The organism is Blastococcus sp. SYSU D00813, assembly GCF_054050735.1.
The window spans coordinates 85,529-108,869 of the sequence record NZ_JBJGZX010000014.1 but is presented as its reverse complement, the minus strand read 5'-3'; the positions used below and the strand labels follow the sequence as shown (position 1 = coordinate 108,869).

General features: G+C 75.2%; 21 protein-coding genes. 14 read left to right on the top strand and 7 right to left on the bottom strand.

Features of this window, described 5'->3' with window-relative positions; genetic code table 11:
* Nucleotides 1–2: 2 nt before the first annotated feature.
* Together ACI8AX_RS12330 and ACI8AX_RS12325 are read right to left on the bottom strand one after the other, a co-directional pair.
* Nucleotides 3–1,172 (bottom strand): thiolase family protein, encoded by a 1,170-nt coding sequence (locus ACI8AX_RS12330; protein ID WP_456550108.1) that lies wholly within the window; start codon nucleotides 1,170–1,172, stop codon nucleotides 3–5.
* A 395-nt stretch (nucleotides 1,173–1,567) separates the two neighbouring features.
* Nucleotides 1,568–3,133 (bottom strand): hypothetical protein, encoded by a 1,566-nt coding sequence (locus ACI8AX_RS12325; protein ID WP_456550107.1) that lies wholly within the window; start codon nucleotides 3,131–3,133, stop codon nucleotides 1,568–1,570.
* 243 nt (nucleotides 3,134–3,376) lie between these two features.
* Here ACI8AX_RS12325 and ACI8AX_RS12320 point away from each other — a divergent pair, with 243 nt between their 5' ends.
* From ACI8AX_RS12320 to ACI8AX_RS12295, 6 genes are all read left to right on the top strand, one after another.
* The gene (locus ACI8AX_RS12320; protein WP_456550106.1) at nucleotides 3,377–3,580 is read left to right on the top strand and encodes a hypothetical protein; all 204 of its coding nucleotides are present in this window, start codon (nucleotides 3,377–3,379) and stop codon (nucleotides 3,578–3,580) included.
* Nucleotides 3,581–3,862: 282 nt separating this feature from the next.
* Nucleotides 3,863–5,395: a Rieske 2Fe-2S domain-containing protein gene (locus ACI8AX_RS12315; RefSeq protein ID WP_456550105.1), complete on the top strand. Its 1,533-nt coding sequence runs from the start codon at nucleotides 3,863–3,865 to the stop codon at nucleotides 5,393–5,395.
* Nucleotides 5,396–5,479: 84 nt separating this feature from the next.
* Entirely contained in the window at nucleotides 5,480–7,024 is a 1,545-nt protein-coding gene (locus tag ACI8AX_RS12310; protein WP_456550104.1) for an AMP-binding protein, read from the top strand.
* Between the two features lie 50 nt (nucleotides 7,025–7,074).
* A complete protein-coding gene (locus tag ACI8AX_RS12305) occupies nucleotides 7,075–7,983 on the top strand; it encodes an SDR family NAD(P)-dependent oxidoreductase (RefSeq protein ID WP_456550103.1) in 909 nt (302 codons plus the stop codon).
* Nucleotide 7,984: 1 nt separating this feature from the next.
* Nucleotides 7,985–8,851 carry a MaoC/PaaZ C-terminal domain-containing protein gene (locus ACI8AX_RS12300; protein ID WP_456550102.1) on the top strand — a complete coding sequence of 289 codons (867 nt, stop codon included), beginning with the start codon at nucleotides 7,985–7,987 and terminating at the stop codon, nucleotides 8,849–8,851.
* Entirely contained in the window at nucleotides 8,851–9,639 is a 789-nt protein-coding gene (locus ACI8AX_RS12295) for an NAD(P)-dependent oxidoreductase (RefSeq protein WP_456550101.1), read from the top strand. The genes ACI8AX_RS12300 and ACI8AX_RS12295 overlap by 1 nt, the downstream gene beginning before the upstream one ends.
* 10 nt (nucleotides 9,640–9,649) lie before the next feature.
* Here ACI8AX_RS12295 and ACI8AX_RS12290 read toward each other — a convergent pair whose 3' ends face one another.
* Nucleotides 9,650–10,981, bottom strand: a complete 1,332-nt coding sequence (locus tag ACI8AX_RS12290) for an alpha-amylase family protein (protein WP_456550100.1) — start codon at nucleotides 10,979–10,981, stop codon at nucleotides 9,650–9,652.
* Between the two features lie 129 nt (nucleotides 10,982–11,110).
* Between ACI8AX_RS12290 and ACI8AX_RS12285 the strand changes: the two genes are divergently transcribed.
* Nucleotides 11,111–12,271, top strand: a complete 1,161-nt coding sequence (locus ACI8AX_RS12285) for an RtcB family protein (RefSeq protein WP_456550099.1) — start codon at nucleotides 11,111–11,113, stop codon at nucleotides 12,269–12,271.
* An 84-nt stretch (nucleotides 12,272–12,355) separates the two neighbouring features.
* Here ACI8AX_RS12285 and ACI8AX_RS12280 read toward each other — a convergent pair whose 3' ends face one another.
* Nucleotides 12,356–13,105: an SDR family oxidoreductase gene (locus ACI8AX_RS12280; protein ID WP_456550098.1), complete on the bottom strand. Its 750-nt coding sequence runs from the start codon at nucleotides 13,103–13,105 to the stop codon at nucleotides 12,356–12,358.
* Between the two features lie 100 nt (nucleotides 13,106–13,205).
* Between ACI8AX_RS12280 and ACI8AX_RS12275 the strand changes: the two genes are divergently transcribed.
* The 4 genes from ACI8AX_RS12275 (at nucleotide 13,206) to ACI8AX_RS12260 (ending at nucleotide 17,233) form a co-directional block, all read left to right on the top strand.
* Nucleotides 13,206–14,045 (top strand): helix-turn-helix transcriptional regulator, encoded by an 840-nt coding sequence (locus ACI8AX_RS12275; protein ID WP_456550097.1) that lies wholly within the window; start codon nucleotides 13,206–13,208, stop codon nucleotides 14,043–14,045.
* A gap of 24 nt (nucleotides 14,046–14,069) precedes the next feature.
* Nucleotides 14,070–14,534 carry a hypothetical protein gene (locus tag ACI8AX_RS12270; RefSeq protein ID WP_456550096.1) on the top strand — a complete coding sequence of 155 codons (465 nt, stop codon included), beginning with the start codon at nucleotides 14,070–14,072 and terminating at the stop codon, nucleotides 14,532–14,534.
* Between the two features lie 10 nt (nucleotides 14,535–14,544).
* On the top strand, nucleotides 14,545–15,444 hold the full coding sequence (locus ACI8AX_RS12265) for an SMP-30/gluconolactonase/LRE family protein (protein WP_456550095.1): 900 nt from the start codon (nucleotides 14,545–14,547) through the stop codon (nucleotides 15,442–15,444).
* 109 nt (nucleotides 15,445–15,553) lie between these two features.
* Nucleotides 15,554–17,233, top strand: coding sequence for a PHA/PHB synthase family protein (locus tag ACI8AX_RS12260; RefSeq protein ID WP_456550094.1), 1,680 nt, complete (start codon nucleotides 15,554–15,556; stop codon nucleotides 17,231–17,233).
* Nucleotides 17,234–17,295: 62 nt separating this feature from the next.
* Here the strand turns inward: ACI8AX_RS12260 and ACI8AX_RS12255 are convergent, their stop codons facing one another.
* Entirely contained in the window at nucleotides 17,296–17,466 is a 171-nt protein-coding gene (locus tag ACI8AX_RS12255; protein ID WP_456550093.1) for a hypothetical protein, read from the bottom strand.
* 549 nt (nucleotides 17,467–18,015) lie between these two features.
* On the opposite strand from ACI8AX_RS12255, the gene ACI8AX_RS12250 reads away from it, so the two are divergent.
* Complete coding sequence (locus ACI8AX_RS12250; RefSeq protein WP_456550092.1) at nucleotides 18,016–18,555, top strand: NlpC/P60 family protein; 540 nt, start codon at nucleotides 18,016–18,018, stop codon at nucleotides 18,553–18,555.
* 51 nt (nucleotides 18,556–18,606) lie between these two features.
* Here ACI8AX_RS12250 and ACI8AX_RS12245 read toward each other — a convergent pair whose 3' ends face one another.
* Nucleotides 18,607–18,972: a hypothetical protein gene (locus ACI8AX_RS12245; protein ID WP_456550091.1), complete on the bottom strand. Its 366-nt coding sequence runs from the start codon at nucleotides 18,970–18,972 to the stop codon at nucleotides 18,607–18,609.
* 135 nt (nucleotides 18,973–19,107) lie between these two features.
* A complete protein-coding gene (locus tag ACI8AX_RS12240) occupies nucleotides 19,108–20,757 on the bottom strand; it encodes an MFS transporter (RefSeq protein ID WP_456550090.1) in 1,650 nt (549 codons plus the stop codon).
* 129 nt (nucleotides 20,758–20,886) lie between these two features.
* On the opposite strand from ACI8AX_RS12240, the gene ACI8AX_RS12235 reads away from it, so the two are divergent.
* Both ACI8AX_RS12235 and ACI8AX_RS12230 read left to right on the top strand, forming a co-directional pair.
* A complete protein-coding gene (locus ACI8AX_RS12235) occupies nucleotides 20,887–21,513 on the top strand; it encodes a TetR/AcrR family transcriptional regulator (protein ID WP_456550089.1) in 627 nt (208 codons plus the stop codon).
* A 143-nt stretch (nucleotides 21,514–21,656) separates the two neighbouring features.
* On the top strand, nucleotides 21,657–23,207 hold the full coding sequence (locus tag ACI8AX_RS12230; protein ID WP_456550088.1) for an MFS transporter: 1,551 nt from the start codon (nucleotides 21,657–21,659) through the stop codon (nucleotides 23,205–23,207).
* Nucleotides 23,208–23,341: the final 134 nt, after the last annotated feature.

Genomic DNA, 23,341 nt, shown 5'->3' with positions numbered 1-23,341 from the left:
GGTCACTCGGTGGCCATGACGAGGACGCCGGCCATGCCGTGCACCGCCCAGCCCTGCTGCAGCGAGACGCCGAGCCTCGCGTTCTCCACCTGCCGCTCGCCGCACTCACCTCGCAGCTGGCGGACCACCTCGATCGTGTGCATGCCCGCCGGGTCGCCGGCGTGGCTGTTGGAGAGCAGGCCGCCGTCGGTGTTGGTCGGCATCTTGCCGCCGAGCGAGCAGTGCCCCTCCTTGACGAAGTCCGCCCCCTCGCCGAGCTTGCAGAAGCCCATCTCCTCCAGGTCGCGGATCGTGGTGATGGTGAAGCAGTCGTAGAGACCGGCCACGTCGACGTCGTCGTGCTGGATGCCGGCGATGCCGAAGGCCCGCTCGGTGGCCCGGCGCACCGCCTTGCCCTCCTCGGGGAACCACGGGTCGTTGATCGTCACGTAGAAGTCCGTGTAGGTGGACTCGGCTCCACCGAGGACGAGGACCGGCTTCTTCCTCCCCGACCGGGCCCGCTCGATCGAGGTCAGGACGATCGCGTAGCCGCCGTCGTTGTCCAGCGAGCAGTCGAGCAGGTTCAGCGGCTCGCATATCGGCCGGCTGTCCAGGACGTCCTCGACGGTGATGTCGCCCTTGCGGCCCATGATCGAGTCCGGGTTGAGCGTGGCGTGGTGCCGGGTGAAGACGGCGACCTCGGCCAGGTCGGCGTGCGTGACGCCGAACTCGTGCATGTACCGCTGCGCCCACAGCGCGTACCACGTCGTCATGTAGGCGCCGGCCTGCGAGAAGCTCCAGTCCGGCACGCGCGGGGCGCGGTCGGGGGTGGCGGTGCCGCGCGGGCCGACCAGGGACCCGGCCTTGCCGTAGAAGAGGACGACGACCTCGCACATGCCGTTCTCGATGGCCAGCGCGGCCTTGGCCAGCGCGCCGGAGGCGCCACCGGTCTCCATCAGCCCGAGCGGGCGCTCCCCGAGCTGGTTGGCCCAGAACTGGTGCGCGGTGGTGCCCGGCAGGTGGTCGGACATGCTCATCGGGATGATCCCGTCGACCTCCTCGATCGGGATCCCCGCGTCGTCGAGCGCGCCCTTGATGGCCTCCAGCTGCAGGGAGAACGAGGTGCGGTCGGGCAGCTTGCCCTGCTTGGTCGTGTAGACGCCGGCGATGGCCGCCTGCCTGGCTCGGGGCACGGTTCCCTCTCGATCCCCACCCTCGCGGGCAGCTCAGATGAGACACTTTGTACCGCTTCTGTATCGCACGTCTCGCTGCCTCGGCAAGGCTCCACGCGGATCCGCCGGGCACGCGGGCACGGCGGCCCGACCGGTGCGGCCCCGACGGCCGGCCGACCACCGCGAGTCAGGAGGCCGGCAGCCGCCGCCGGGACACGGAGCGCCCGGCACGGCCCCGCCCGGCACGGCCCCGCCCGGGTCGGTTCCGTCGTCACGGCACCGGGCACGACCGCCACGCGGTCCCGCACGGGCCGGCGGCGGGGAGGCCGGGGGTCGACCGCCTCCCGGCTCCCCCCGTCCGGGGCCCCGGGCCGCTCGGAGGACCCGTACGGGACCCGGCGCCGGGGACGTGCCGGTCAGGCGATGCCGATGGAGATGACCGGCTGCGCCTCGGGCCGCAGCCAGCGCACCAGGGTCACCAGCGAGGTGCGGTCGATCGCGACGCAGCCGGCGGTGGGGGCGTTGTTCGTGATGTGCAGGAAGAAGGCCGACCCGGCGCCGGGGACGCCCGGGCGGTTGTAGTCGAGGACCACCGCGTGGTCGTAGACCAGCCCCGCCGCGGCGAGGTTCTCCGAGGCGCGCTCGTCGAACGGGCAGGTCCCCCGGGCGCACTGCGCGTACTCGTTGTAGCGCGGGCTGCGCACGTCGCTGATCCACCAGTCGTCACCGTCGACGTGCCGGTAGGGCAGCGCCGTGCCGGGGTTCGCCAGCCGGCCGAAGGCCTCGGTCATCGTCCAGGTGCCCTGCGGCGTGCGGGTCGAGCTCTCGCTGGCCGCGCCGATGCCGGCCGCGCCGAGGCGGGCCTGGGTCGTCAGCACCTGCGCCCAGGTGCCCCCGCGCAGCTCCCACGCGGTCAGCGTCCCGGTCGTGGCGCCCGGGGCGGCGGTCACCGTGACCGCCTGCGTGCCCGGCGGGCGGACGCCGAGGGGCAGGATGCCGCCGCCGGCCCGCGGCGCGCCGGTCACGACGGCGCCGGCGCCGGGCGTCCAGGTGATGGAGCCGTACTGGAAGTCCTGGGCGCGGCCGCCGGGGACCGAGTACTCGTCGGAGACGGGGAAGCCCAGCGCGCTGTTCTCCCACCCGAGCTGCCTCCAGCGCTCGCGGATCGCGCCGTGGACCGCGTGCGCGCCGGAGCGGGACGACCAGTAGATCGAGCCGCGCTCGAAGTGAGACGCGATGCCCTGGCGATTGGGCGTGACCTGTTCGCCGGTGACCGGGAAGCCGAGCAGCCCTCGCTCCCAGCCGAGCTGCGCCCACCGGTCACGGATCACACCCAGGACGGCGTGCGCGCCCGTGGTCGGCGACCAGTAGATCGAGCCGGTCTCGAAGTGGTTGTAGCGTCCGCGCCCGCCGGGTGTGGACCTCTCGTCGGTACGGGGGAAGCCGAGCAGCCCGTCCTCCCACCCGAGGCGGCCCCACTCGTCCCGGATGGCGCCGACCACCGCGTGCGCACCGGTGTCGCGTGACCAGTAGACGGAACCTGCCTCGAAGACGGTGAAACTGCCTGGGCGGTGGGGTGTGGCCCGGTCACTGGTGACCGGGAACCCCAGCGGCCCTCGCTCCCAGCCGAGCTGCGCCCACCGGTCACGGATCGCACCGAGGACGGAGTGCGCACCCGTGGTCGGGGACCAGTAGATCGAGCCGGTCTCGAAGTGGTTGTAGCGTCCGCGCCCGCCGGGTGTGGACCTCTCGCCGGTGACCGGGTAGCCGTGCACCCCCGCAGGACCGCCGGAGGCGCGGTAGCGCTCGAGGATCGCACCGACGACGTCGTGGCTGCCCGTCGCCGGCGAGCTGTAGACCTGGGCCGCGGCGACCGGCAGGCCGGTGCCGAGCAGCACGGTGGCGAGGACGCCGACGAGCAGGGCGCGCACGCGTCGCAGGCGGCGGCGGGCGGGCAGGGTCGGGCGCGGGTCCCCGGTCACGGCCGGGACGCTACGGGCGGGACGGACCGGTCCGGTCGCGCTCGGGAGGTGTCCGGGACGGGTGGGACGGCGGGTGCGGATGAGCCGTCCGGACGGGCGCGGGAGCAGGACGGCGGTCGTCGGTCACGAGCGTCCCCGCGGCCGTGCGCCACCTCCGCCGGGGGTGGGGACCCGTCGTCCGCGCACCCCCCTGTCGACGCACGCCTCTCGTGCCGGAGGCGGCCAACGGGCACAGTGACGGGTGTGCGGCACTTCCCCTACCGGGAGATCCGGTCGGCGCGCTTTCCGCTCGGCCTCCCCGACAGGTGCGACGACACGGTGTTCGAGGCGTTCGCCGACGCCTGGCTCCTGATCGAGCACACGGAGGACGGCCCCTCCGAGGTGGGGCTGGCCGAGGACTACGCGTCGGCCCGAGCGTGGCTCGACGAGGGGAGCGCCGGCCACTGAGCCGCCTCGCTGAGCCGCCTCGGGAGCCGGCTCGGCAGCGGCCGGCAGCAGGCTCACGGTCCGGCGCCCGCGGGAGGCCCGGCAGCATGTGTTGCAGCACCTCGACCGCCAGGTGCACGAGGTCGCGCGCGTCCCGGCAGTGCGACAGGTACGCCCGGGCGACCTGCAGGAGCGTGCGCGCCGTCCCGTCGGCGACCGGCGGGGCGCCCGCGTACCCGCTCCGGTGCACACTGCTCGACGCCGCTCGGCCGACGGCCGCGGCGAGCGAGGAGGACACCGACCGTGCGGATCACCGGGCTCGGCCACGCCGGCCTGCGCATCGACACGGCCGCCGGCAGCGTGCTGGTCGACCCGTGGACCACGCCCGCGTACCTGGGCGCGTGGACGCCGTTCCCGGACAACGCCGGCCTCGACTGGGCCCGGCTGGCGGCGGTCGACGTCCTGTTCGTCTCCTCCGTGGCGCCCGACCGCCTCGACGCCGACCTCCTGGCCGGGCACGTGCCCCGGGACGTCGCCGTGCTGCTGCCCGACCTGCCGACGGCGGAGCTCCGCGACCGCCTGACCGCCCTCGGCTTCACCCGCTTCGTCGAGACCCGCTCCGGCGAGGTCACGGCGCTCGGCGGCCTGCGCCTGGCCGTCTCCACGCTGACCCGGCCGACCGACGGCCCCTCGGGGCAGGCCGTGCTGTGGCTGTCGGACGGCGCGGCCACGCTCGTGCACCAGGGCAGCGCGCACGACGACGGCCTGGAGCCGCTCACCGGGCTCGGGCCGGTCGACGTGCACCTGCTCCAGGTGGTCCCGGCCGGCTGGTCCCCGATGGCCTACGACCTGCCCGAGCAGGCGAAGCGGACCATCGCCGAGGACCTGCGCGCCCGCGCCTTCCTCGCCGCCCGGCGCTCGGTGAGCGCCCTGGGCGCCGCGTACGTCGTCCCGGTCGGCGGGCCGCCGGCGTTCCTGGACGACGACCTGGCGCACCTCAACCGGCTCGGCGCCGACAGCGGCAGCGCGTACGCCGACCCGACCGGCTTCCGCGACTGGATGGCCGAGCGCGGCTACGACACCGTGCGGCTGCTGCTGCCCGGCTCCGTCGCCGACCCGGGCGAGCCCGGGATGCCGGTCACCCACGCCCTGCCCGACGGCGAGGCGGTGTACGCGGACAAGGCGGCGCACCTGGCGGCGGCCCGGGAGCGCCGGCCGGCCTGGACTCCCCCGCCGGCCCGCGACCTCGACCTCCTCGGCGAGCTGCGGGCGTGGTTCGAGCCGCTGCTCGCCCGGGCGCCCGGGGTCGCCGACGGCATCGGGGCCGGGGTGCGGCTGGTGGGTGCCGACGCCGTCCGCGGGGACGTCGACCTGCTGCTCGACTTCCCCGCCCGCACCGTCCGCCCCCACGACGGCACCGGGGTGCGCCACGAGCTGACCGTCGACCGGGCGGTGCTCGAGCACCTGGTCGCCGTCCGGGAGCCGGACTGGGTGCACAGCCTCTTCCTGTCCGGCCGGTTCTCCGCCCGCCGCAGCGGCCGGGAGAACGAGCTGGTCTTCCTCTTCCTGGGCAACCTCGACCCCGTCCGGCTCGACCGGCTCGAGGCCTGGCTGACCCGCCGGCACGCCGGCGGGGAGGACGTCGTCGTGGACGGCTGGTCGTTCCAGCGGCTGTGCCCGCACCAGCAGGCCGACCTGACCGCCGTCGGGACGGTCGAGGACGGCGTGCTCACCTGCGGCGTCCACGGCTGGCGGTGGCGGCTGTCGGACGGCGCCTGCCTCACCGTGCGCGGGATGGACATCCGCTCCGGCGCGGCCGCCCCGGCCGGGACCTGACGCCGGCCGGCGGTGGCCGTGTCCCGGACGCCGGCTGCCTGCCACGATGGCGCCGACCGCGCCCCGCCCGCCGAGGAGGTACCGATGGCCGCCGGCCGCACCGGTCCCTCCGGCTTCTACGACCTCGCGCAGCGGCACCCCGGCCGGCGCGCGCTGGTCGCCCCCGACGGGCGGGAGCTCACCTACGGGGAGCTCGCCGCCCGGGTCCACGCGATCGCGCACCACCTGCGCGCGCTGGGGCTGGGCGAGGGGGACGCCGTCGCGGCCGTCGTGCACAACGGCCCGGAGTACGTGGAGCTGGTGCTGGCCACCGGCCAGGTCGGGATGCACCTCGTGCCCGTCGACTGGCACCTGGCCCCGCCGGAGGCCGCGTTCGTCGTGGCCGACTGCCGCGCGCGCGTGCTGGTGGCCGACGCCGCGCACGCGCCGACGCTGCCGCCCGGGGCGCTGCCCGCGCACCGGTTCGCGGTCGGCGGCGCCGTCCCCGGGTGGCGGCCCTACGCGGAGCTGGGCGCCGGCCAGCCCACCACGCCCCCGGAGGACCGCCGCGCCGGCACGGTGATGGGCTACACCTCCGGGACGACCGGCCGGCCGAAGGGCGTGCGGCGCGCGCTGCCCGGCGTGCCGCCGGAGGCCGTGCCCTTCCGCGGCCAGGCCCTGCTGCTGGGCTACGGGGCCCGCCCCGGCGAGGGCGTGCACCTGGTTCGCTCGCCGCTCTACCACGCCGCGCCGGGCACGCACGCGCTCGGCTTCCTGCACCTGGGGCACACCGTGGTGGTCGAGGCGTCGTTCGACGCCGAGCGGTTCCTGGCCGACGTCGAGGCGCACCGGGTCACCAGCACCCACGTGGTGCCGACGCACCTCCACCGGCTGCTCGCCCTGCCCGAGGCGACCCGCCGCCGGTACGACACGTCCAGCCTGCGGATCGTCGCCCACGCCGGCGCGCCCTGCCCGGTCCCGGTCAAGCGCCGCATGCTCGAGGAGTGGGGGCCGGTGCTCTGGGAGTACCTGGGCTCGACCGAGGGCGTCGTGACGCTGGTGTCCCCGCAGGAGTGGGCGGCGCGGCCGGGCACGGTGGGGCGGCCGCTGCCCGGCACCGTCGTCCGGGTCCTCCGGGACGACGGCACCGAGGCCGCTCCCGGCGAGCCCGGCACCATCTACTCCGGCGTCGAGGGCGCGCCCCCGGCGTTCGAGTACCTCGGCGACCCGGAGAAGACGGCCGCCGGCCGCCGGGGCGACCTCTTCACCGCCGGCGACACCGGCTACGTCGACGACGACGGCTACGTGTTCCTGCTCGACCGGCGCACCGACCTGGTCGTCACCGGCGGGGTGAACGTCTACCCGGCCGAGGTCGAGCAGCACCTGCTCACCCACCCGGCCGTCCACGACGCCGCCGTCGTCGGCGTGCCCGACCCCGAGTGGGGGCAGTCGGTGCTCGCCGTCGTCCAGCCGGCGGCCGGTGCGCCGGGCGAGGACGAGCTGCGCGCGCAGCTCGACGCCCACTGTCGCGACGGGCTCGCCGCCTACAAGCGGCCCCGCCGGATCGAGGTCGTCGCCGGGCTCCCCCGCACCGAGACCGGCAAGCTGCAGCGCCGCCGGGTCCGCGACCTGTACGTACCCGCGTCGTGACCGGCGGCAGCGGAGCCGCCGGCACGTCCCGTCCGCGAGGAGGACACGGAGTGGAGCAGTTCTGCGAGGGCCGGGTGGCCGTCGTCACCGGAGCCGGGCGCGGCCTCGGCCGGTCGCACGCCCTGGAGCTGGCCCGGCGCGGCGCCCGTGTCGTGGTCAACGACCTGGGCGGCGGTCCCGACGGCACCGGGGCCGACCCGGCCGTGGCCGAGGCGGTGGCCGCGGAGATCCGCGCGGCCGGTGGCGAGGCCGTGGCCAGCCCGCACGACGTCGCCGACTCCGACGGCGCCCGCGACCTGGTGCAGCTGGCCCTCGACACGTTCGGCCGGCTCGACGTCCTGGTCGCCAACGCCGGCATCCTGCGCGACCGCACGCTGGCCGGGATGAGCGACGAGGACTGGGACACCGTCGTGCGCGTGCACCTGCGCGGCACCTTCGCGCCCTCCCGGGCCGCCGCGGCGCACTGGCGCGACCGCGCCAAGTCCACCGGCGCCGGGGTCGACGGCCGGCTGGTCTGCACCACCTCGCCGGTCGGGCTCTACGGCAACTTCGGGCAGACCAACTACATCGCCGCCAAGGGCGGCATCGCCTCGTTCACCCTCGGCGCCGCGCAGGAGCTGGCCCGCTACGGCGTCACGGTCAACACGATCGCGCCCACGGCGGCCACCCGGCTGACCGCGGGCCTGATGTCCGAGGAGGTGGCCGCGCAGTTCGACCCCGCCTTCGTCTCCCCGCTCGTGGCCTGGCTCGCCGGCCCGGGCGGCGCCTCGGTGACCGGCCGGGTGTTCGACCTCCGCGGCAACCGGCTGGCGCTGGTCGAGTCGTGGCGGATCGGCGCGGAGGTGCTGCGCGACGAGCCCTGGGACGCCGCGGCGCTGGACGACGTCGTCTCCGGGCTGGTCGGGAAGGCCGCGCCCAACCCCGACCTCAGCGGCTACGTGCAGCCGGGAGGGAACTGAGGTGCCGCTGAACCTGGACGCCGTCGGCCAGGAGTGGGACGCCGGCACGAGCACCTGGACCTCGAAGGACGCCCTGCTCTACGCGCTCGGCGTCGGCGCCGGGGCCCCCGACCCCCTCGCGGAGCTGGAGTTCACCACCGAGAACTCCCACGGCGTGACGCAGCACGTGCTGCCCACCTTCGCCGTCGTGGCCGGGGGCTGGACCGGGACCGGCGAGGCCGGGCCGTCGCTGGGCGACTTCCCGATCCAGGCGGTCCTGCACGCCGAGCAGTCGATCACCCTGCACGGCGAGCTCCCGGCCGAGGGCAGCGTCCGGCTCACCTCGACCGTCGCCGGCGTGTACGACAAGGGCCGCGACGCGCTGGTCGTCACCCGGAGCCGCGCGGCGGACGCCGCCACCGGCGCCCCGCTGTACGAGACGTCGGCGACGATCTTCGTGCGCGGCGAGGGCGGCTTCGGCGGCGACCGCGGGCCCAGCACCCCGTGGACGGTCCCCGACCGGCCGGCCGACTCCGTGGTCACCTACCCGACCCGCACCGACCAGGCGCTGCTCTACCGGCTCTCCGGCGACCACAACCCGCTGCACTCCGACCCGTGGCTGGCCCGCCAGGCCGGCTTCGACCGGCCGATCCTGCACGGGCTGTGCACCTACGGGTTCACCGGCCGGGCGCTGCTGCACACGGTGTGCGGCTCCGACCCCGCCCGCTTCGGCGGCATGTCGGCCCGCTTCTCCGCGCCGGTGTTCCCGGGGCAGGAGCTGGCCGTGCACATGTGGGACGACGGCGACGGGTGGCTGTTCCAGACCCGGGTGGGCGACACCGTCGTCCTCGACCGCGGCCGGCTCACCACCGCGGGCGGGGCGGCCTGATGGCCCGCGTCGGCATCGTCGGCACCGGGGCGATGGGCCGCCCGGTCGTGGACCGGCTGCTGGCCGCCGGCCACGCGGTGGCGGCCCACGCCCGCCGGCCCGAGGCCGCCGAGGAGCTGCGCGCCGCCGGGGTCGAGGTCGTGGCCGACGTGGCCGGGCTGGGCCGGGACCGGGACGTCGTCCTCGTCTACGTCTACAGCGACGAGCAGGCGCGGGAGGTGACCCTCGGCAGCGGGCTGCTCGACACGCTGGCACCCGAGGCGCTGGTCGTCGTCCACACCACCGGCAGCCCGGAGACGGTCCGGGCGATCGCCGAGCGGCACCCCGCGGTGGTCGACGCCGCGGCCAGCGGCGGGCCGGCGCAGGTCGCCGCCGGCACGCTCACGGTGTTCCTGGGTGGCGAGCCGGAGCACGTCGAGCGGTTCCGCCCGGTCCTCGAGGCCTACGCGGCGCACGCGGTGCACTTCGGCCCGCTCGGCTCCGGGCAGCTGGTGAAGCTGATCAACAACCTGCTGTTCGGCGCGCACGTCCAGCTGGCGGTGGAGGCGGCGCGGATCGCCGGGTCGTGGGGCCTGGACGTCGGGCTGCTGGCGCGGACCCTGCACACCGGGAGCGGGCAGAGCTACGCCCTCGACCTGGTGGCCGCGACGGGCTCGGCCGAGGCGCTGATGCAGGGCGCCGGGCCGTACGTGCGCAAGGACGTCCGCGTGGCCGACCAGGTGGCCGCGGGCCTCGGCGTCTCCCTCGGGACGATCGCCGCGGCCACCCGCCCCCTGCTCGAGTCCTGAGGCGGCCCGCTCACGCGCCGAGCACCGCCCAGCCACCGGCCGGCAGCCGCACCCGGTCGCCGTCCAGCCGGGCCTCGCCGGCCAGGACCGTGCGGGCGCCGGGCGCCCGCAGCGTTCCCGGCTGCGCAGCGGTGGAGAGGGCGACGACCAGCCGGCCGCTGTCGCCCGACGACGCGTAGACCAGCGTCTCGTTGGCCACGTCGAGCACCTCGGTGCGCGCGCGGTGCAGCCACGGGTGGCGGCGGCGTAGACCGAGCAGCTCCTGGTGGCGGGCGAAGGTGGGCAGCCCGAGCGGGGAGAGCCCGGCCGGGGTGGCCGGGAACGGCGGGCGGACGGCGTCGTCCCCGCCCGCCCTGTCCTCCTTGACGCCGCGGAAGGCGTGCTCGTCGCCGGCGTAGACGGCCGGGGTGCCGGCGACGGTGGCGAGCACGACGAGGGCGTGGTCGAGGTGCGCCGGGTCCGTGAGCCGGCTGGCGATGCGGGTGACGTCGTGGTTGCCGAGGAACGTGTACGGGACGAACCGCTCCGCGAACCCGTCGTGCCGGCGCAGCGCGTGTGCCAGCTCGTGCAGGTTGGCGTCGTTGAACGAGCTCCAGACGGCCTTCCACAGCTCGTACTGGGTGACCGAGTCCAGCCGGCTCTCGGCGACGAAGCGCGGGTAGTCGCCGTGGATGACCTCGCCCATGAGGTAGGCGCCGGGGTGCCGGTCGCGCACCCGCGGGGCGACCTGCGCCCAGAACGACGGAGGGACGGCGTAGGCGGCGTCCAGCCGCCACCCCGAGGCCCCGCGGTCGAGCCAGTGGCACATCACGTCGGCGACGTGGTCGACGACCGCCGGGCTGCCGTGGTCCAGGGCCACGAGGGAGGAGTGGCCCTCGAAGTCGTCGTAGCCGGGCTCGACGCCGGGCCGCCACGCCTCCGGACCGCCCGGCCAGCGGAGCCGGAACCAGGAGGCGGTGGGCGCCGACGGGCCCTGCTCGAGCACCGCGCGGAACGCCGGGTGGCCGCGGCCGACGTGGTTGAAGACGCCGTCCAGCAGCACCCGGATGCCGCGCTCGGCGGCGGCGGCGAACAGGGCGTCGAGGTCGGCGTCGTCCCCGAGCCGCGGGTCGACCCGCAGGTGGTCGGTGGTGTCGTAGCCGTGCGTCTGGGACTCGAAGACCGGGCCGAGCGCGAGGCCGTTGGCGCCCAGCTGCGTGACGTGGTCGAGCCAGGCGGTCAGGTGCCCCAGCCGGTGGACGACGGGTGCACCCGGGTCGCGCTCGCGCTCGGCGCCGACGAAACCCAGCGGGTAGACGTGCCACCAGATGACGTGCTCGACCCACTCCGGTTCCCTGCCCACACCTCCCACCCTGGCATCCGGGTGCCGGGCCGCGCCTCCGGGTAATGCGGTCGCGCCCGAGCCTGCGGCCGCGTTCACTGCTCCTCCTGCCCGGGCGGCCGTCCGGAGCAGCAGCGAAGAGAGAGGACGATGGAGAAGATCAACGACCGGCTGCTCAACTGGGCCTCGATCCTCGAGGACAGCACCCGCGAGCAGGCCGAGCGCACCGCGGCGATGCCGTTCATCCACCCGCACCTGGCCCTGATGCCCGACGCCCACCTGGGCAAGGGCGCGACCGTCGGCTCGGTGATCCCGACCGACCGGGCGATCATCCCGGCGGCCGTCGGGGTCGACATCGGCTGCGGGATGATGGCCGTGCGGACCCAGTTCGGCGCCGGCGACCTGCGCGGCGACCTCGCCGTCCTGCACGGGTGGATCTCGCGGGCGATCCCGCTGTCGGCCGGCCGCTACAACAAGCGGCTCACCGACACCGCTGCGCCGCGGGTCGAGGAGCTGCGGGCCATGCCCGGCGCCGGTCAGGCCGACGCCGCCGCGCCGAACTGGCCGCTGCAGCTGGGCTCGCTGGGCTCGGGCAACCACTTCATCGAGGTGTCGCTCGACGAGGCCGACCGGGTCTGGCTGTTCCTGCACTCCGGCTCGCGCGGGGTCGGCAACAAGCTGGCGTCCAAGCACATCGCCATCGCCCAGGCCCGCTGCCGCGACCTCGGCATCGAGCTGGCCGACCGCGACCTCGCGTTTCTGGAGGAGGGGACGCCGGAGTTCGACCGGTACGTCGAGGCGCTGCGGTGGGCACAGCGGTTCGCCTTCCTCAACCGCGAGGAGATGATGGACCGCGTCGTCGACCAGCTCGGCCGGTACCTGAAGACGGACGTCGAGCGGCTCGAGACGGTCAACTGCCACCACAACTACACCGAGCGCGAGGAGCACTACGGCCGCGAGGTGTGGCTGTCGCGCAAGGGCGCGATCTCCGCGCGTGAGGGGCAGTGGGGGCTGATCCCGGGCTCGATGGGGACGGCGTCCTACGTCGTCGTCGGCCGGGGCAACCGGGAGTCGCTGTGCTCGTCGCCGCACGGGGCGGGGCGCAGCCACTCGCGCAACGCCGCGCGGCGGCTGTTCACCCGGGCGGACCTGGAGAAGCGGATGGCCGGCATCGCCTGGGGCCACTCCGACGCGTTCCTCGACGAGCACCCCGACGCGTACAAGCCGATCGACCGGATCATGGAGGACGCCGCCGACCTGGTGGAGATCCGGCACACGCTGCGGCAGATCGTCAACGTCAAGGGCGACTGACCGCCGCGGCCCCGGCAGGTCCCCTCCGCGGAGCTCGTGCTCTGCCCGCTCCTGCGGGCAGAGCACGAGCGCCGCGGGACACCCTCAGGCGGCGAAGCGGGAGAGCTGGTCGAGGACCTCGCCGGTCCGGCCGTAGGCCTCGGCGAAGCGGAGGAACCGCACCCGCTCGACCAGCACCTCGTCGGCGTCGGGCCGCTCGGCCAGCAGAGCCATCACCTCGTCGAGGTAGGCCTCCAGCGGCATGGCGTGCGAGGAGTCGCGCTGGCCCATGAGGTCGGTCCGCACCGCCGGCGGCACCAGCTCGGTGACCTGCACGGGCGTCCCGGCGAGCTGCACCCGCAGCGCCTGCGTGTACGAGTGCACCGCCGCCTTGGTCGCGCTGTAGGTCGGCGTGAGCGGCATCGGCACGAAGCCCAGCCCGGACGACACGGTCATCACCGTGGCCCGCGGCCGGCGCAGCAGGGCGGGCAGGAAGGCGTCGATGCTGCGGATGGTGCCGAGCAGGTTGGTGTCGACCGTCCGCTGGGCGACGTCGAGGTGGGCGGGGTCGGTCAGGTCCTCGGGCAGCATGATCCCGGCGGTCGTGATCACGGCGTCGAGGTCCGGGTACGCGGCGGTGACGGCCGCGGTCGCGGCGGCGATCGACGCCGGGTCGGTGACGTCGAGCTCCTGGGTGCCGATGCCGGGGTGCTCCTCGGTGATGCGGGCGAGCACGTCGGTGCGCCGTCCGCCGACGACGACGGTGCTGCCCGCCTCCGCCAGCCGCTGCGCGAGGCCGAGCCCGATGCCGGAGGTGCCGCCGGTGACGAAGACCGTGCTGGTGCTGATGTCCATGACCTGACCCTGCGGCGGCGTCCGGCGCGGTGGCAGAGAGCGTTCATCAGGGGATCGGCGGTCCCTGGATGAGCCCCGTGCCGCCGGAGAGGATGGCGGCGTGGACCGAGCGGAGCTGGCCGACTTCCTGCGCACCCGCCGCGAGCGGCTGCGGCCGGACGACGTCGGCCTCCCTCAGGGGGTGCGCCGGCGCACCGCGGGCCTGCGCCGGGAGGAGGTCGCGGCGCTGGCCACCATGTCGACCGACTACTACACGCGGCTGGAGCAGCAGCGCGGCCCGCAGCCGTCGGAGCAGATGCTCGGCGCGCTGGCCCGCGCGCTGCGGCTGACGCTGGACGAGCGCGACCACCTCTTCCGGCTGGCCGGGCACAACGCGCCGCTGCGGGTGCGGCCGGCCGAGCACGTCGCCCCGGCGCTGCAGCGGGTGTTCGACCGGCTGGCCGACACCCCGGCGCTGGTGCTGTCCGACCTGGCCGAGACGCTGCTGCAGAACCGGCTGGCCACCGCGCTGCTGGGCGACGAGACCCGCCACACCGGCCTGGCCCGCAGCGCCCACTACCGCTGGTTCACCGACCCGGCCGACCGGCGCCGCTACCCCGAGGCCGACCACGAGCGGCAGAGCCGGCTGCAGGCCGCCGGGCTCCGCGCGGCCCTGACCGGCGGGGCGTCGCAGGCGCGGGCCGCGGAGATCGTCCGCCGGCTGCGCGCGGGAAGCCCCGAGTTCGCGGCGATCTGGGACCGGCACGACGTCGGCCGGCGCTTCGAGGACGCCAAGACGATCGTGCACCCCGAGCTCGGCCCGATCGACGTCGACTGCCAGGCGCTGTTCACCGAGGACCAGGGCCAGGTGCTGCTGGTGCTGACCGCGGCCCCGGGGACCGAGGCCGCGGACAAGCTCCAGCTGCTGTCGGTCATCGGCGAGCAGCAGTTCTCCGCCTGACCGGAGCCGCCCTACGGTGGGCGGGTGCCCGAGCCGCTGCACGACCTGCCGTGCATCGACGAGCACGCCGTGCGGGTCGCCGCGTCGCCCGCGGCCGCCTGGCTGGCAGTGCTGGACGCGCTGCACGGCACCTTCGCCGGGCCGGCCGCCCGGTCCGCGGCCCGCCTCCTCGGCTGCGAGCCGGCGACGACGTCCGGATGGGACCGGCCGGGGCCCGGCGCCACCGTCCCCGGCTTCCGCGTCATCACCGCCGAGGAGCCGCGGCTGCTGGTGGTCGCCGGCCGGCACCGGTTCTCCCGCTACGGCATCGTCGTCCGCCTCGAGCCGGCGGACGGCGGGACGGACGTGCGGCTGGAGAGCCGGGCGGCGTTCCCCGGCCCGCACGGGGCGCTGTACCGGCTGGCCGTCGTCGGCACCGGCGGGCACGTCGTGGCGGTGAGACGGCTGCTCACCAGCGTGCGGGAGGCCGCGGAGGCGGCGCGGACCTAGGGTCCGCGGCATGGCGGATCACGAGCTGCGGACGGTCCTGACGGGCGGCGGGTTCTTCGAGGGCCCGCGCTGGCACGACGGCACCTGGTGGGTGTCGGACTTCTACCGGCACACGGTCAGCCGGGTGACGGCCGACGGCGAGGAGACGGTGCTGTTCGAGGTGGAGCACCAGCCCTCCGGGCTGGGCTGGCTGCCGGACGGGTCGCTCGTCGTCGTCTCCATGAAGGACCACCGCCTGCTCCGCTGGGCCGACGGCGAGCTGAGCACGTACGCCGACCTGACCGAGCACTGCGGCGGGCACCTCAACGACCTGGTCGTCGACGCGCAGGGGCGGGTCTACGTGGGCGACTTCGGGTTCGACCTGATGGCCGGCGGCGACGCGCGCACCACCACGCTCAAGCGGGTCGACCCCGACGGCTCGGTGCACGTGGTCGCCGACGGGCTGCTGTTCCCCAACGGCGCGGTCATCACCCCGGACGGCAGCACCCTCGTGGTCGGCGAGACGCTGGCCAACCGCTACACCGCCTTCGACCTCGGCGAGGACGGCGCGCTGACCAACCGGCGGGTGTGGGCGTCGCTGGGCCCGGAGGTGTCGCTGGGCTCCACCGAGGAGGTGCTCGGCCAGGTCGCGGTCGCCCCGGACGGCTGCGCGCTCGACGCCGAGGGCCACATCTGGTCGGCCGACGCGGTCGGCGGCCGGGTCGCCCGGATCTCCCCGACCGGGTCCATCGTCGAGTCGGTGCCCGCGCCGGAGGGCCTCGGCGTGTACGCCTGCATGCTCGGCGGCGACGACGGCCGGACGCTGCTCATGTGCTGCGCGCCGGACTTCTACGAGGCCGCCCGGGCACCGGTGCGCGAGGCCGTGCTGCTGGCGACGGAGGTGGGCGTGGCCCACGCCGGACGGCCGTGAGGCGCGCGCCACACGTGTGACGCATCCCCCGCCCGACCGGGTCCTTGGACCCGGTCGGGTGGACTCGCGCGTCCCTAGCGTCGGCGGCACCGACGAAGACGGAGGCGCCGTGACCGCTGTCCAGCACCCACCGACGCACACGCCCACCCCGACCCCACCCGTCCGGACCGGACCCGTCGACGCCCGCCCCCGTGGGGCCGCGGCCGGTCTCGCCGGCACCCGCGCGGTGGCCGGCGAGACCGTGCGGCTGAGCCGCGAGCTCGCCGCCATCACCCTCGGCCTCGAGCGCGAGCTCGCCGACCGGCCGGCCCCCGACGAGCGCTTCGCCGACCCGGCCTGGCGCGACCACCCCGGCTACCGCCGGCTCGGTCAGGGCTACCTCGCGTGGTCGGCGTCGCTGGAGCGGCTGGTCGACCGGTACGAGGCCTCGGGCGCCGGCTGGCGGGAGGTCGAGCGGGCCCGGTTCGCGGTGCGCGCGCTGGTCGCCGCCGCCGCGCCGACCAACACGCTGGCCGGCAACCCGGCCGCGCTGAAGCGGGCGCTGGAGACCGGCGGCGCCAGCGTCGTCCGCGGCGTGGGCCGGATGCTGGAGGACGTCCGGTCCAACGGCGGGCTTCCCGCGCTGTGCGACCCCACCGCGTTCGGCGTCGGCCGGGACCTGGCGACCACCCGCGGGGCCGTCGTCTACCGCGACGACGTGATCGAGGTGATCCAGTACGCGCCGACGACGCCCGAGGTGCACGCGCGGCCGCTGCTCGTCGTCCCCCCGGTGATCAACCGGTACTACCTGCTGGACCTGCGGCAGGGGCGCAGCTTCGTCGAGCACGCCGTCGGCCGCGGGTTCCAGACGTTCATCGTGAGCTGGCGCAACCCGGGCAGGCAGCACGCGCACTGGGACCTGGACACCTACACCGAGCGGCTGCGGCGGGCGGTGTCGGTCGTCCGGCAGGTGACCGGCTCCCCCGACGTCAACACGGTCGGGTTCTGCGCCGGCGGGATCCTGCAGACGCTGCTGCTCAACCACCTCGCGGCGATGGACGACACCAGCGTGCACAGCGCCGCGTACGGCGTGACGCTGCTGGACTTCGGCGAGCGGGCGCCGATCGGCGCCTTCGCCGGGCGGTGGGTGACCGGCCTGTCGAGGCGGCTGTCCCGGGCGCGCGGCGTGCTGGGCGGGAAGTCGCTGGGGTCGGTGTTCAGCCTGATGAAGCCCGGCGACCTGGTGTTCGACGGGCTGGTCTCGCAGTGGCTGCAGGGCGAGCCGGTGCCGGCGTTCGACGTCCTCGCCTGGAACGCCGACGCCACGAACCTGCCGGCCCGGCTGCACGGCCAGTTCCTCGAGTTCTTCCGGGACAACTCGCTGGTGCAGCCCGGCGCGACGACCGTGCTCGGCACCCCGGTGGACCTCGGGGAGATCACCGTGCCGACGTTCGTCACCGGCGCGGTGACCGACCACCTGACCCCGTGGCGGGGCTGCTACCGGACGACGCGGCTGCTGTCGGGCCCGAGCACGTTCGTGCTGAGCAACGGCGGGCACATCCAGAGCCTGGTCAACCCGCCCGGCAACCCCAAGGCGAAGCACTGGGTGGGCGGCGAGGCGGTCGCCGACCCCGAGGAGTGGCGGGCCGGCGCCGAGGAGCGCGCCGGCAGCTGGTGGGAGACGTGGGCCGAGTGGACGGCGGTGCGCTCCGGGCCGCGGGTGCCCGCGCCGGCCACCCTCGGCAGCGAGCGGCACCCGGTGCTGTGCGCCGCGCCCGGCCTCTACGTGCTCGACCGCACCCCGGCCTGACACACGCGAGCGACCCCCGCCCGGCGGCTGCCGGACGGGGGTCGCTCACGTACGGGCGCGGATCAGTGGACGGCGCCGCGGCCCCGCCCGGCGCCCCCGCCGCGCTTCTTGTTCTGCTCGCCGAGCTTGGCGACCATCTGGCGGATCTTCTCCTGGTTCTGCGGCTTGCGCGCCTCCTGGACGAGCTTCGCGGCAACGCCCGAGGCGATCAGCTTCCGGAACATCCCGGCCATGTCTTCCTCCTCTAGTCGGGGTCGGTCTCTGTCGTCGTCGACCCGTCGTTGCCCGCTCGGCCGCTGGGTCAACCGCCGGGCGCATCGCATCGACGTCCTGCCAACGCGCGACGACGCTGCGTGGTGCCATGCCGGGGCCCGGCGATTACAGTGTTCGGTGGGACATCGACCGCGGCACCGAGTGCCGCCCGGGGCGCGTCCGCGCTGGTCGGCGCGCTGGATCCCGGATCCGGACACGCCCGGGGACCCGGCCGCCGGCCGAGGCGTGTCCGGCCGCCGGCCCCGGAACCGGCTGCCGGGACCCGCCCTACCGTCATGCCGTCCGTCGAGCCCCCGACCTCGTCGCCGAACAGCTGGCGACACTCGACGGACCCGCCGAACCGGGCGCGCGGCAGCCGTCGCCGCCCGGGCCGGGGACCCACCGAACCACTGGGGTGAAGCGCTGCGCCGGGCCGACGACGTCCCGGGCAGGCCGGGCGATTCCTGCGTCCGAACCCGTCAGCTGACCCGGTAGGCGGAACACGGAGACCCAAGGAGAACCCGTCGTCCATGACGGATACACGCACGTCCTCGCGCCGCCGCCTGCCCCGCTCCGTCAAGGGGGCCGCGATCGCCCTGGTCGCCGGTGCGGGCCTCGCCCTCACCCCCGGCACCGCCTCGGCCTCGGTGCCCGCTGCCGTCCCCGCCGCGGTGCCCGCCGCCGTCCCGGCGGCCGTCCCGTCCTTCGCGCCGACCCCGGCGGCGCAGATCGCGGTGAACACCGCGCTGGCCCAGGTCGGCAAGCCCTACGCGTGGGGCGGTGGCGGCCCGAACAGCTTCGACTGCTCGGGCCTGACCCAGTACGCCTACGCCGCCGCGGGCGTCAACCTGCCGCACTCCTCGCGGATGCAGTCCCGGATCGGCCTGCCCATCGGCCTGTGGGACATGCAGCCCGGTGACCTGCTGTTCTTCTACAGCCCGGTCGGCCACGTCGGCATGTACGTGGGCAACGGGATGATGGTGCACTCCTCCACGTACGGGAAGCCCGTCTCCGTGGTGTGGGCCGGCTCCGTGCCCGGCTACGTCGGGTCGGCCCGCCCCGCCTGGTGAGCACCCCCTCGGAGCGCCGGCCGCCACGCTGCGGCCGGGGCTCCGAGGCGCTCAGCCGCAGGGGGGATGCGGCCGGTCCGCGGGGACCAGGGAGAACACGGCCTCGGGCTCGCGCGGCCACGAGGCGAGGAACAGGTAGCCGAAGCGGGTGTTGAGGTGCGCCTCGGGGCCCGCCTCTGCCACGGCGCGGGCCAGCTCCGCCGGGGCGTGGTTGCGGAAGCCGACGACCTCGTCGCCGTCGGCCAGCGTGACCACGTCGTCGTGCACGCCGAGGACGAACACCGACCGCCACTCCGACAGCGCGCCGGTGTGGCACAGCAGGATCGTCGTCCGGTTGGGCGTGTGCCCGGCGGTCCTGCGCGTGCAGGTCCGCTCGACCGTCGGAGCTGGGCTGGGCTGTGGGTCGACGCTGGTCACGGTTCCTCCCCCGGGCGGCGCGGCGTTGCGCCGTCCTTCCTCCCCGTGATCGGCGAGGACACGCCCCGGGGACGCCCCGCACCACGACGACGGGTGACCGCCCTCCCCCGGCCGGGTGCCCGGCCGGCTACGCCCTCACGCGGAGTGACGCGCGCCGGCGGCCTGCGGCTCCCCGCCCGACGCGCCCTGCGTCGGGCCGGCGTGGACGACGAAGTCGCGCTGCCGGATGAGCGCGAAGCAGGCGACCGCCGCGGCCAGCGCCAGCACCGCGCCGATCAGCACGATGTGGTTCAGCGCGTCGACCACGGCCGAGGTGCCGACCCGGGTGACCAGGTCGAACGCCGCTCCCCCGGCCGCGTCGCCGCCCTGCTCGGCGGCCAGCGCGCGGGCGCCCTCGGCGGCCCCCTGCACCTGCCCGTTGGACAGCGCCTCGGTCAGCCCGCCGACGGCGTCGTCCGGCACCTGGCCGGCCACGCCCGAGCGCACCGCGTCGGCCACCTCGTGGCTGAAGATCGAGCCGAGGGCGGCGATGCCGGTGGCGACGCCGACCTGGCGGAACGTCGAGTTGACGCCCGAGGCCATGCCGGAGCGCTCGGGCGCGACCACGCCGACCGCGGTCGAGGCCAGCGGCGTGTTGATCAGCCCGATGCCGACCCCGGTGACGACGAGCCCGGGGACCAGGTGGGTCCAGTCCGAGTCGGGCTCGATGCCGGTCATGAGGAACAGCCCGCCGGCGAGGACGACGAAGCCGGGCCCGATCAGCCACTTCGCCGGCACCGACGCGGTGAGCCGGCCGGCGATGGCCGCGGCCACGAACGCCGCCGCCGACAGGAACAGCAGCCGCACCCCGGTGCCGACCGCGCTGTAGCCGAGCACGTTCTGCAGGTAGATGACCAGGTAGGTCAGCAGCGAGAACGCCGAGGCGGAGATCGCGAAGGCGGCGATCAGCCCGCCGGTGAAGGTGGGCTTGCGCAGCAGCCCGAGGTCGAACATCGGCTGGCGCTGCCGCACCTGGCTGACCACGAAGACCGCCAGCAGCACGGCCGCCGCGAGCAGGCAGACGACGACGCGGGTCTCGCCCCAGCTGCTCTGCCCCGCCTCGATCAGGCCGTAGACCAGCGCACCGAGGGCGAGGCTGAAGGTGGCGAAGCCGAGCCAGTCGGGCCGGCCGGCGCGCGGGTCCTGCGACTCGCGGACCTCCAGCAGCGAGATGGCCACGGCGGCGACGCAGATCGGGATGTTGACGAAGAAGATCCACCGCCAGTTGATGCCGCTGGTGAGGACGCCGCCCAGCACCGGACCGATGGCGACGGCGACGCCGGTCGTCGCCCCGAATGCGCCGAAGGCCGTGCCCCGCTCGCGGCCGGTGAAGGCGTTGGACAGCAGCGCCAGGGCGGTGGCGAACATGGCCGCGCCGCCGATGCCCTGGAAGGCGCGGGCCAGGCAGAGGAAGAGGATGTCCTGCGCGAGGCCGCAGGCCAGCGAGCCGGCGGTGAACAGCGCCAGGCCGATCACGAACACGCGGCGCCGTCCGAACAGGTCGGCCAGGGAGCCGGCCGTGAGCAGCAGCGCGGCGAGGGACAGCGCGTAGGCGTCGATGACCCACTGCAGGTCCGACAGCGAGGCGTCGAGCTCGGTGGCGATGTCGGGCAGCGCGACGTTCACGATCGTCACGTCGAGCAGCAGCATGAAGACGCCGGTGCAGACCGCGGCGAGCGTCCACCAGCGGGCGGGGTCGGGCGCGGCGCCGGATGGTGCGGGTGGGGAGGTCTGCGCGTCGGTCACCGGGAGATGGTGGACCAGGCCAACGACAGCCGCCGTCCGACCGGCGCCCGGTGAACGTGAGGTGAAACGCAGAAAGCCGGACGCAGTAAGAACTTGTACCCAGTTCAGGTTTGGGTCTACCTTCCGCCCATGCGGAGATCACCGGGTGCGGCGGACGCGCAGCACTGCCCCATCTCCGCCGTGATGGGCCTGCGGGAGCGCAAGAAGCTCGCGGCCTGGCGCACCATCCGCTCGACCGCGCTGCGCCTGATCGACCAGCGCGGGTACGACGCGGTGAGCGTGGAGGACATCGCCGCCGAGGCCGGTGTCTCCCGGACGACGTTCTTCAGCTACTTCCCCAGCAAGGAAGCCGTCGTCTTCGACCTGGACCCCGACGAGGTCCGCCAGTGGCGGGATCTCCTGGAGAACTGTCGTACCGACACGCCACTCTGGGACGCGCTGACCGACGTCGCGCTGGGCCTGGCGCGACTCCTGGCCGAGCGGCTGCCCCTGCAGAAGCGGCTGCTCGAGCAGTCGCCGGGGCTGTGCCGGTCGGCGCGTGGTGCCTGTGACGGCTTCGAGCCCGAGCTGCGCGAGTGGCTGGCCCGGCGCCGTCCGGACGCCGACGACGTGCGGACCGCCCTGGTCCTGAACACCGCGATGGCCGCGTTCACCACGGCGGCCGACGCATGGCAGCCCGATCAGCCCTACGACCGGTTCCTCGAGCTCCTGGAGGACTGCCTGCGCTGGGCCGGCGCAGGACTCGCCCGGAGCTGAGCACCACCGCCGCACCTCCGGCCCGGCACTGCCCCGCCGGGCGCACCACCGCACGGGACGACGCACCCCCGGCCGTCCCGCACACCGCACCACTCGCTGCACTCAGAGGCACTGCGCGCTGCGCAGGAAGGACGGCTCCACCCATGTCCGCACCCGAAGGACTCGTCACCCCCACCGCCGGTGGCCTGGCGCCCGAGCAACCGCCGCCGGCCCGGCCGGTCGACGGCCCCGACCCCAAGCGCTGGCTCGCGCTCGCGGTGATCGCGGTCGCGCAGCTGATGATCATCCTCGACGCGTCGATCGTGAACATCGCGCTGCCCGACGCCGCCGCCGATCTCGGCATCACCGCGGCGAACCTCCAGTGGGTGGTCACCGCCTACACGCTGGCCTTCGGCGGCCTGCTGCTGCTGGGCGGCCGGATCGCCGACTTCATGGGCCGCAAGCGGGCGTTCGTCATCGCCCTCCTCGGTTTCGCCGTCGCCTCCGGGCTCGGCGGCATCGCGCCCAACGAGGCGCTGCTCTACACCGCCCGTGCGCTGCAGGGCGCCTTCGCCGCGCTCATGGCCCCGGCCGCGCTGTCGCTGCTGACCATCACGTTCACCGACCCCAAGGAGCGGGCGCGGGCGTTCGGCGTCTTCGGCGCGATCTCCGGCGGCGGCGCGGCGATCGGCCTGATCCTGGGCGGCGTCCTCACCGAGTACGCCTCGTGGCGCTGGACGCTGGGCGTCAACGTGCCGATCGCGCTGGCCGCTGCTGCGGCGGCGATCCCGCTGGTCAAGGAGAGCCGCGCCGAGGGCGACCGGCACTTCGACATCCCCGGCGTGCTGCTGTCGGCGGTCGGCCTGGTCAGCCTGGTGTACGGCTTCACGAAGGCCGCCGAGGAGGGCGTGGGCTGGGGTGACCCGGTGACGATCACGCTGCTGGTCGTCGCCGCCGTCCTGCTGGCCGCCTTCGCGGTCTGGGAGACGCGCACCAGCCACCCGCTGCTGCCCACGCGCGTGATCCTCGACCGGGTCCGCGGTGGCTCCTACCTGCTGTTCCTGCTGGTCGGCGCCGGGCTGTTCGCGATGTTCCTGTTCCTGACGCTCTACTTCCAGGAGACGCTGGGCTACACCCCGCTCGAGGCCGGCTGGGCGTTCCTGCCCTTCAGCGGCGGCATCATCGTCGGCGCGGGTGTGGTGTCGCAGATCCTGCCCCGGGTCGGGCCGCGGCCGCTGATGCTCGTCGGCCTGGTCATGGCCGTCGTCGGGATGTTCTCGCTGACCCGCATCGAGGCCGGCGACGACAGCTCCTACGTCACCCAGGTGCTGCCGGCGATGCTGCTGCTGAGCCTCGGGCTCGCGGCGGTGTTCGTGCCCACGGCCAGCACCGCGCTGGTCGGCGTCGAGCCGCGCGACTCCGGCATCGCCTCGGCGGTGCTCAACACCGCGCAGCAGGTCGGCGGCTCCCTCGGCCTGGCGATCCTGACGACGATCTTCTCCTCGTCGGTGACCGGCTGGTTCGAGGACAATGGCGCCCGGCTGGCCACCGACCCGGCCTTCGCGGCCACGGCCCAGGCCGAGGCGATGGTGAGCGGCTACCACGTCGCGTTCATGGCGGCGGCCGGGATCCTGGCGGTCGCGCTGGTCGTGGCCTTCGCCCTGATCAACGCCAAGAAGGAGGACCTGCCGGCCGAGGGCGCGATCGCGGCCTGACGGTCTCCTCTCCGGCGGACGGCGCTGGTGGTCCCGCCGGACCACCGGCGCCGTTTCGGTTCCAGAACTTCCGGATCGCCGCGCGCGGGTGCACGCTGGTCCGACCGGGGGACGTCGACCGGAGGGGGGTCGTC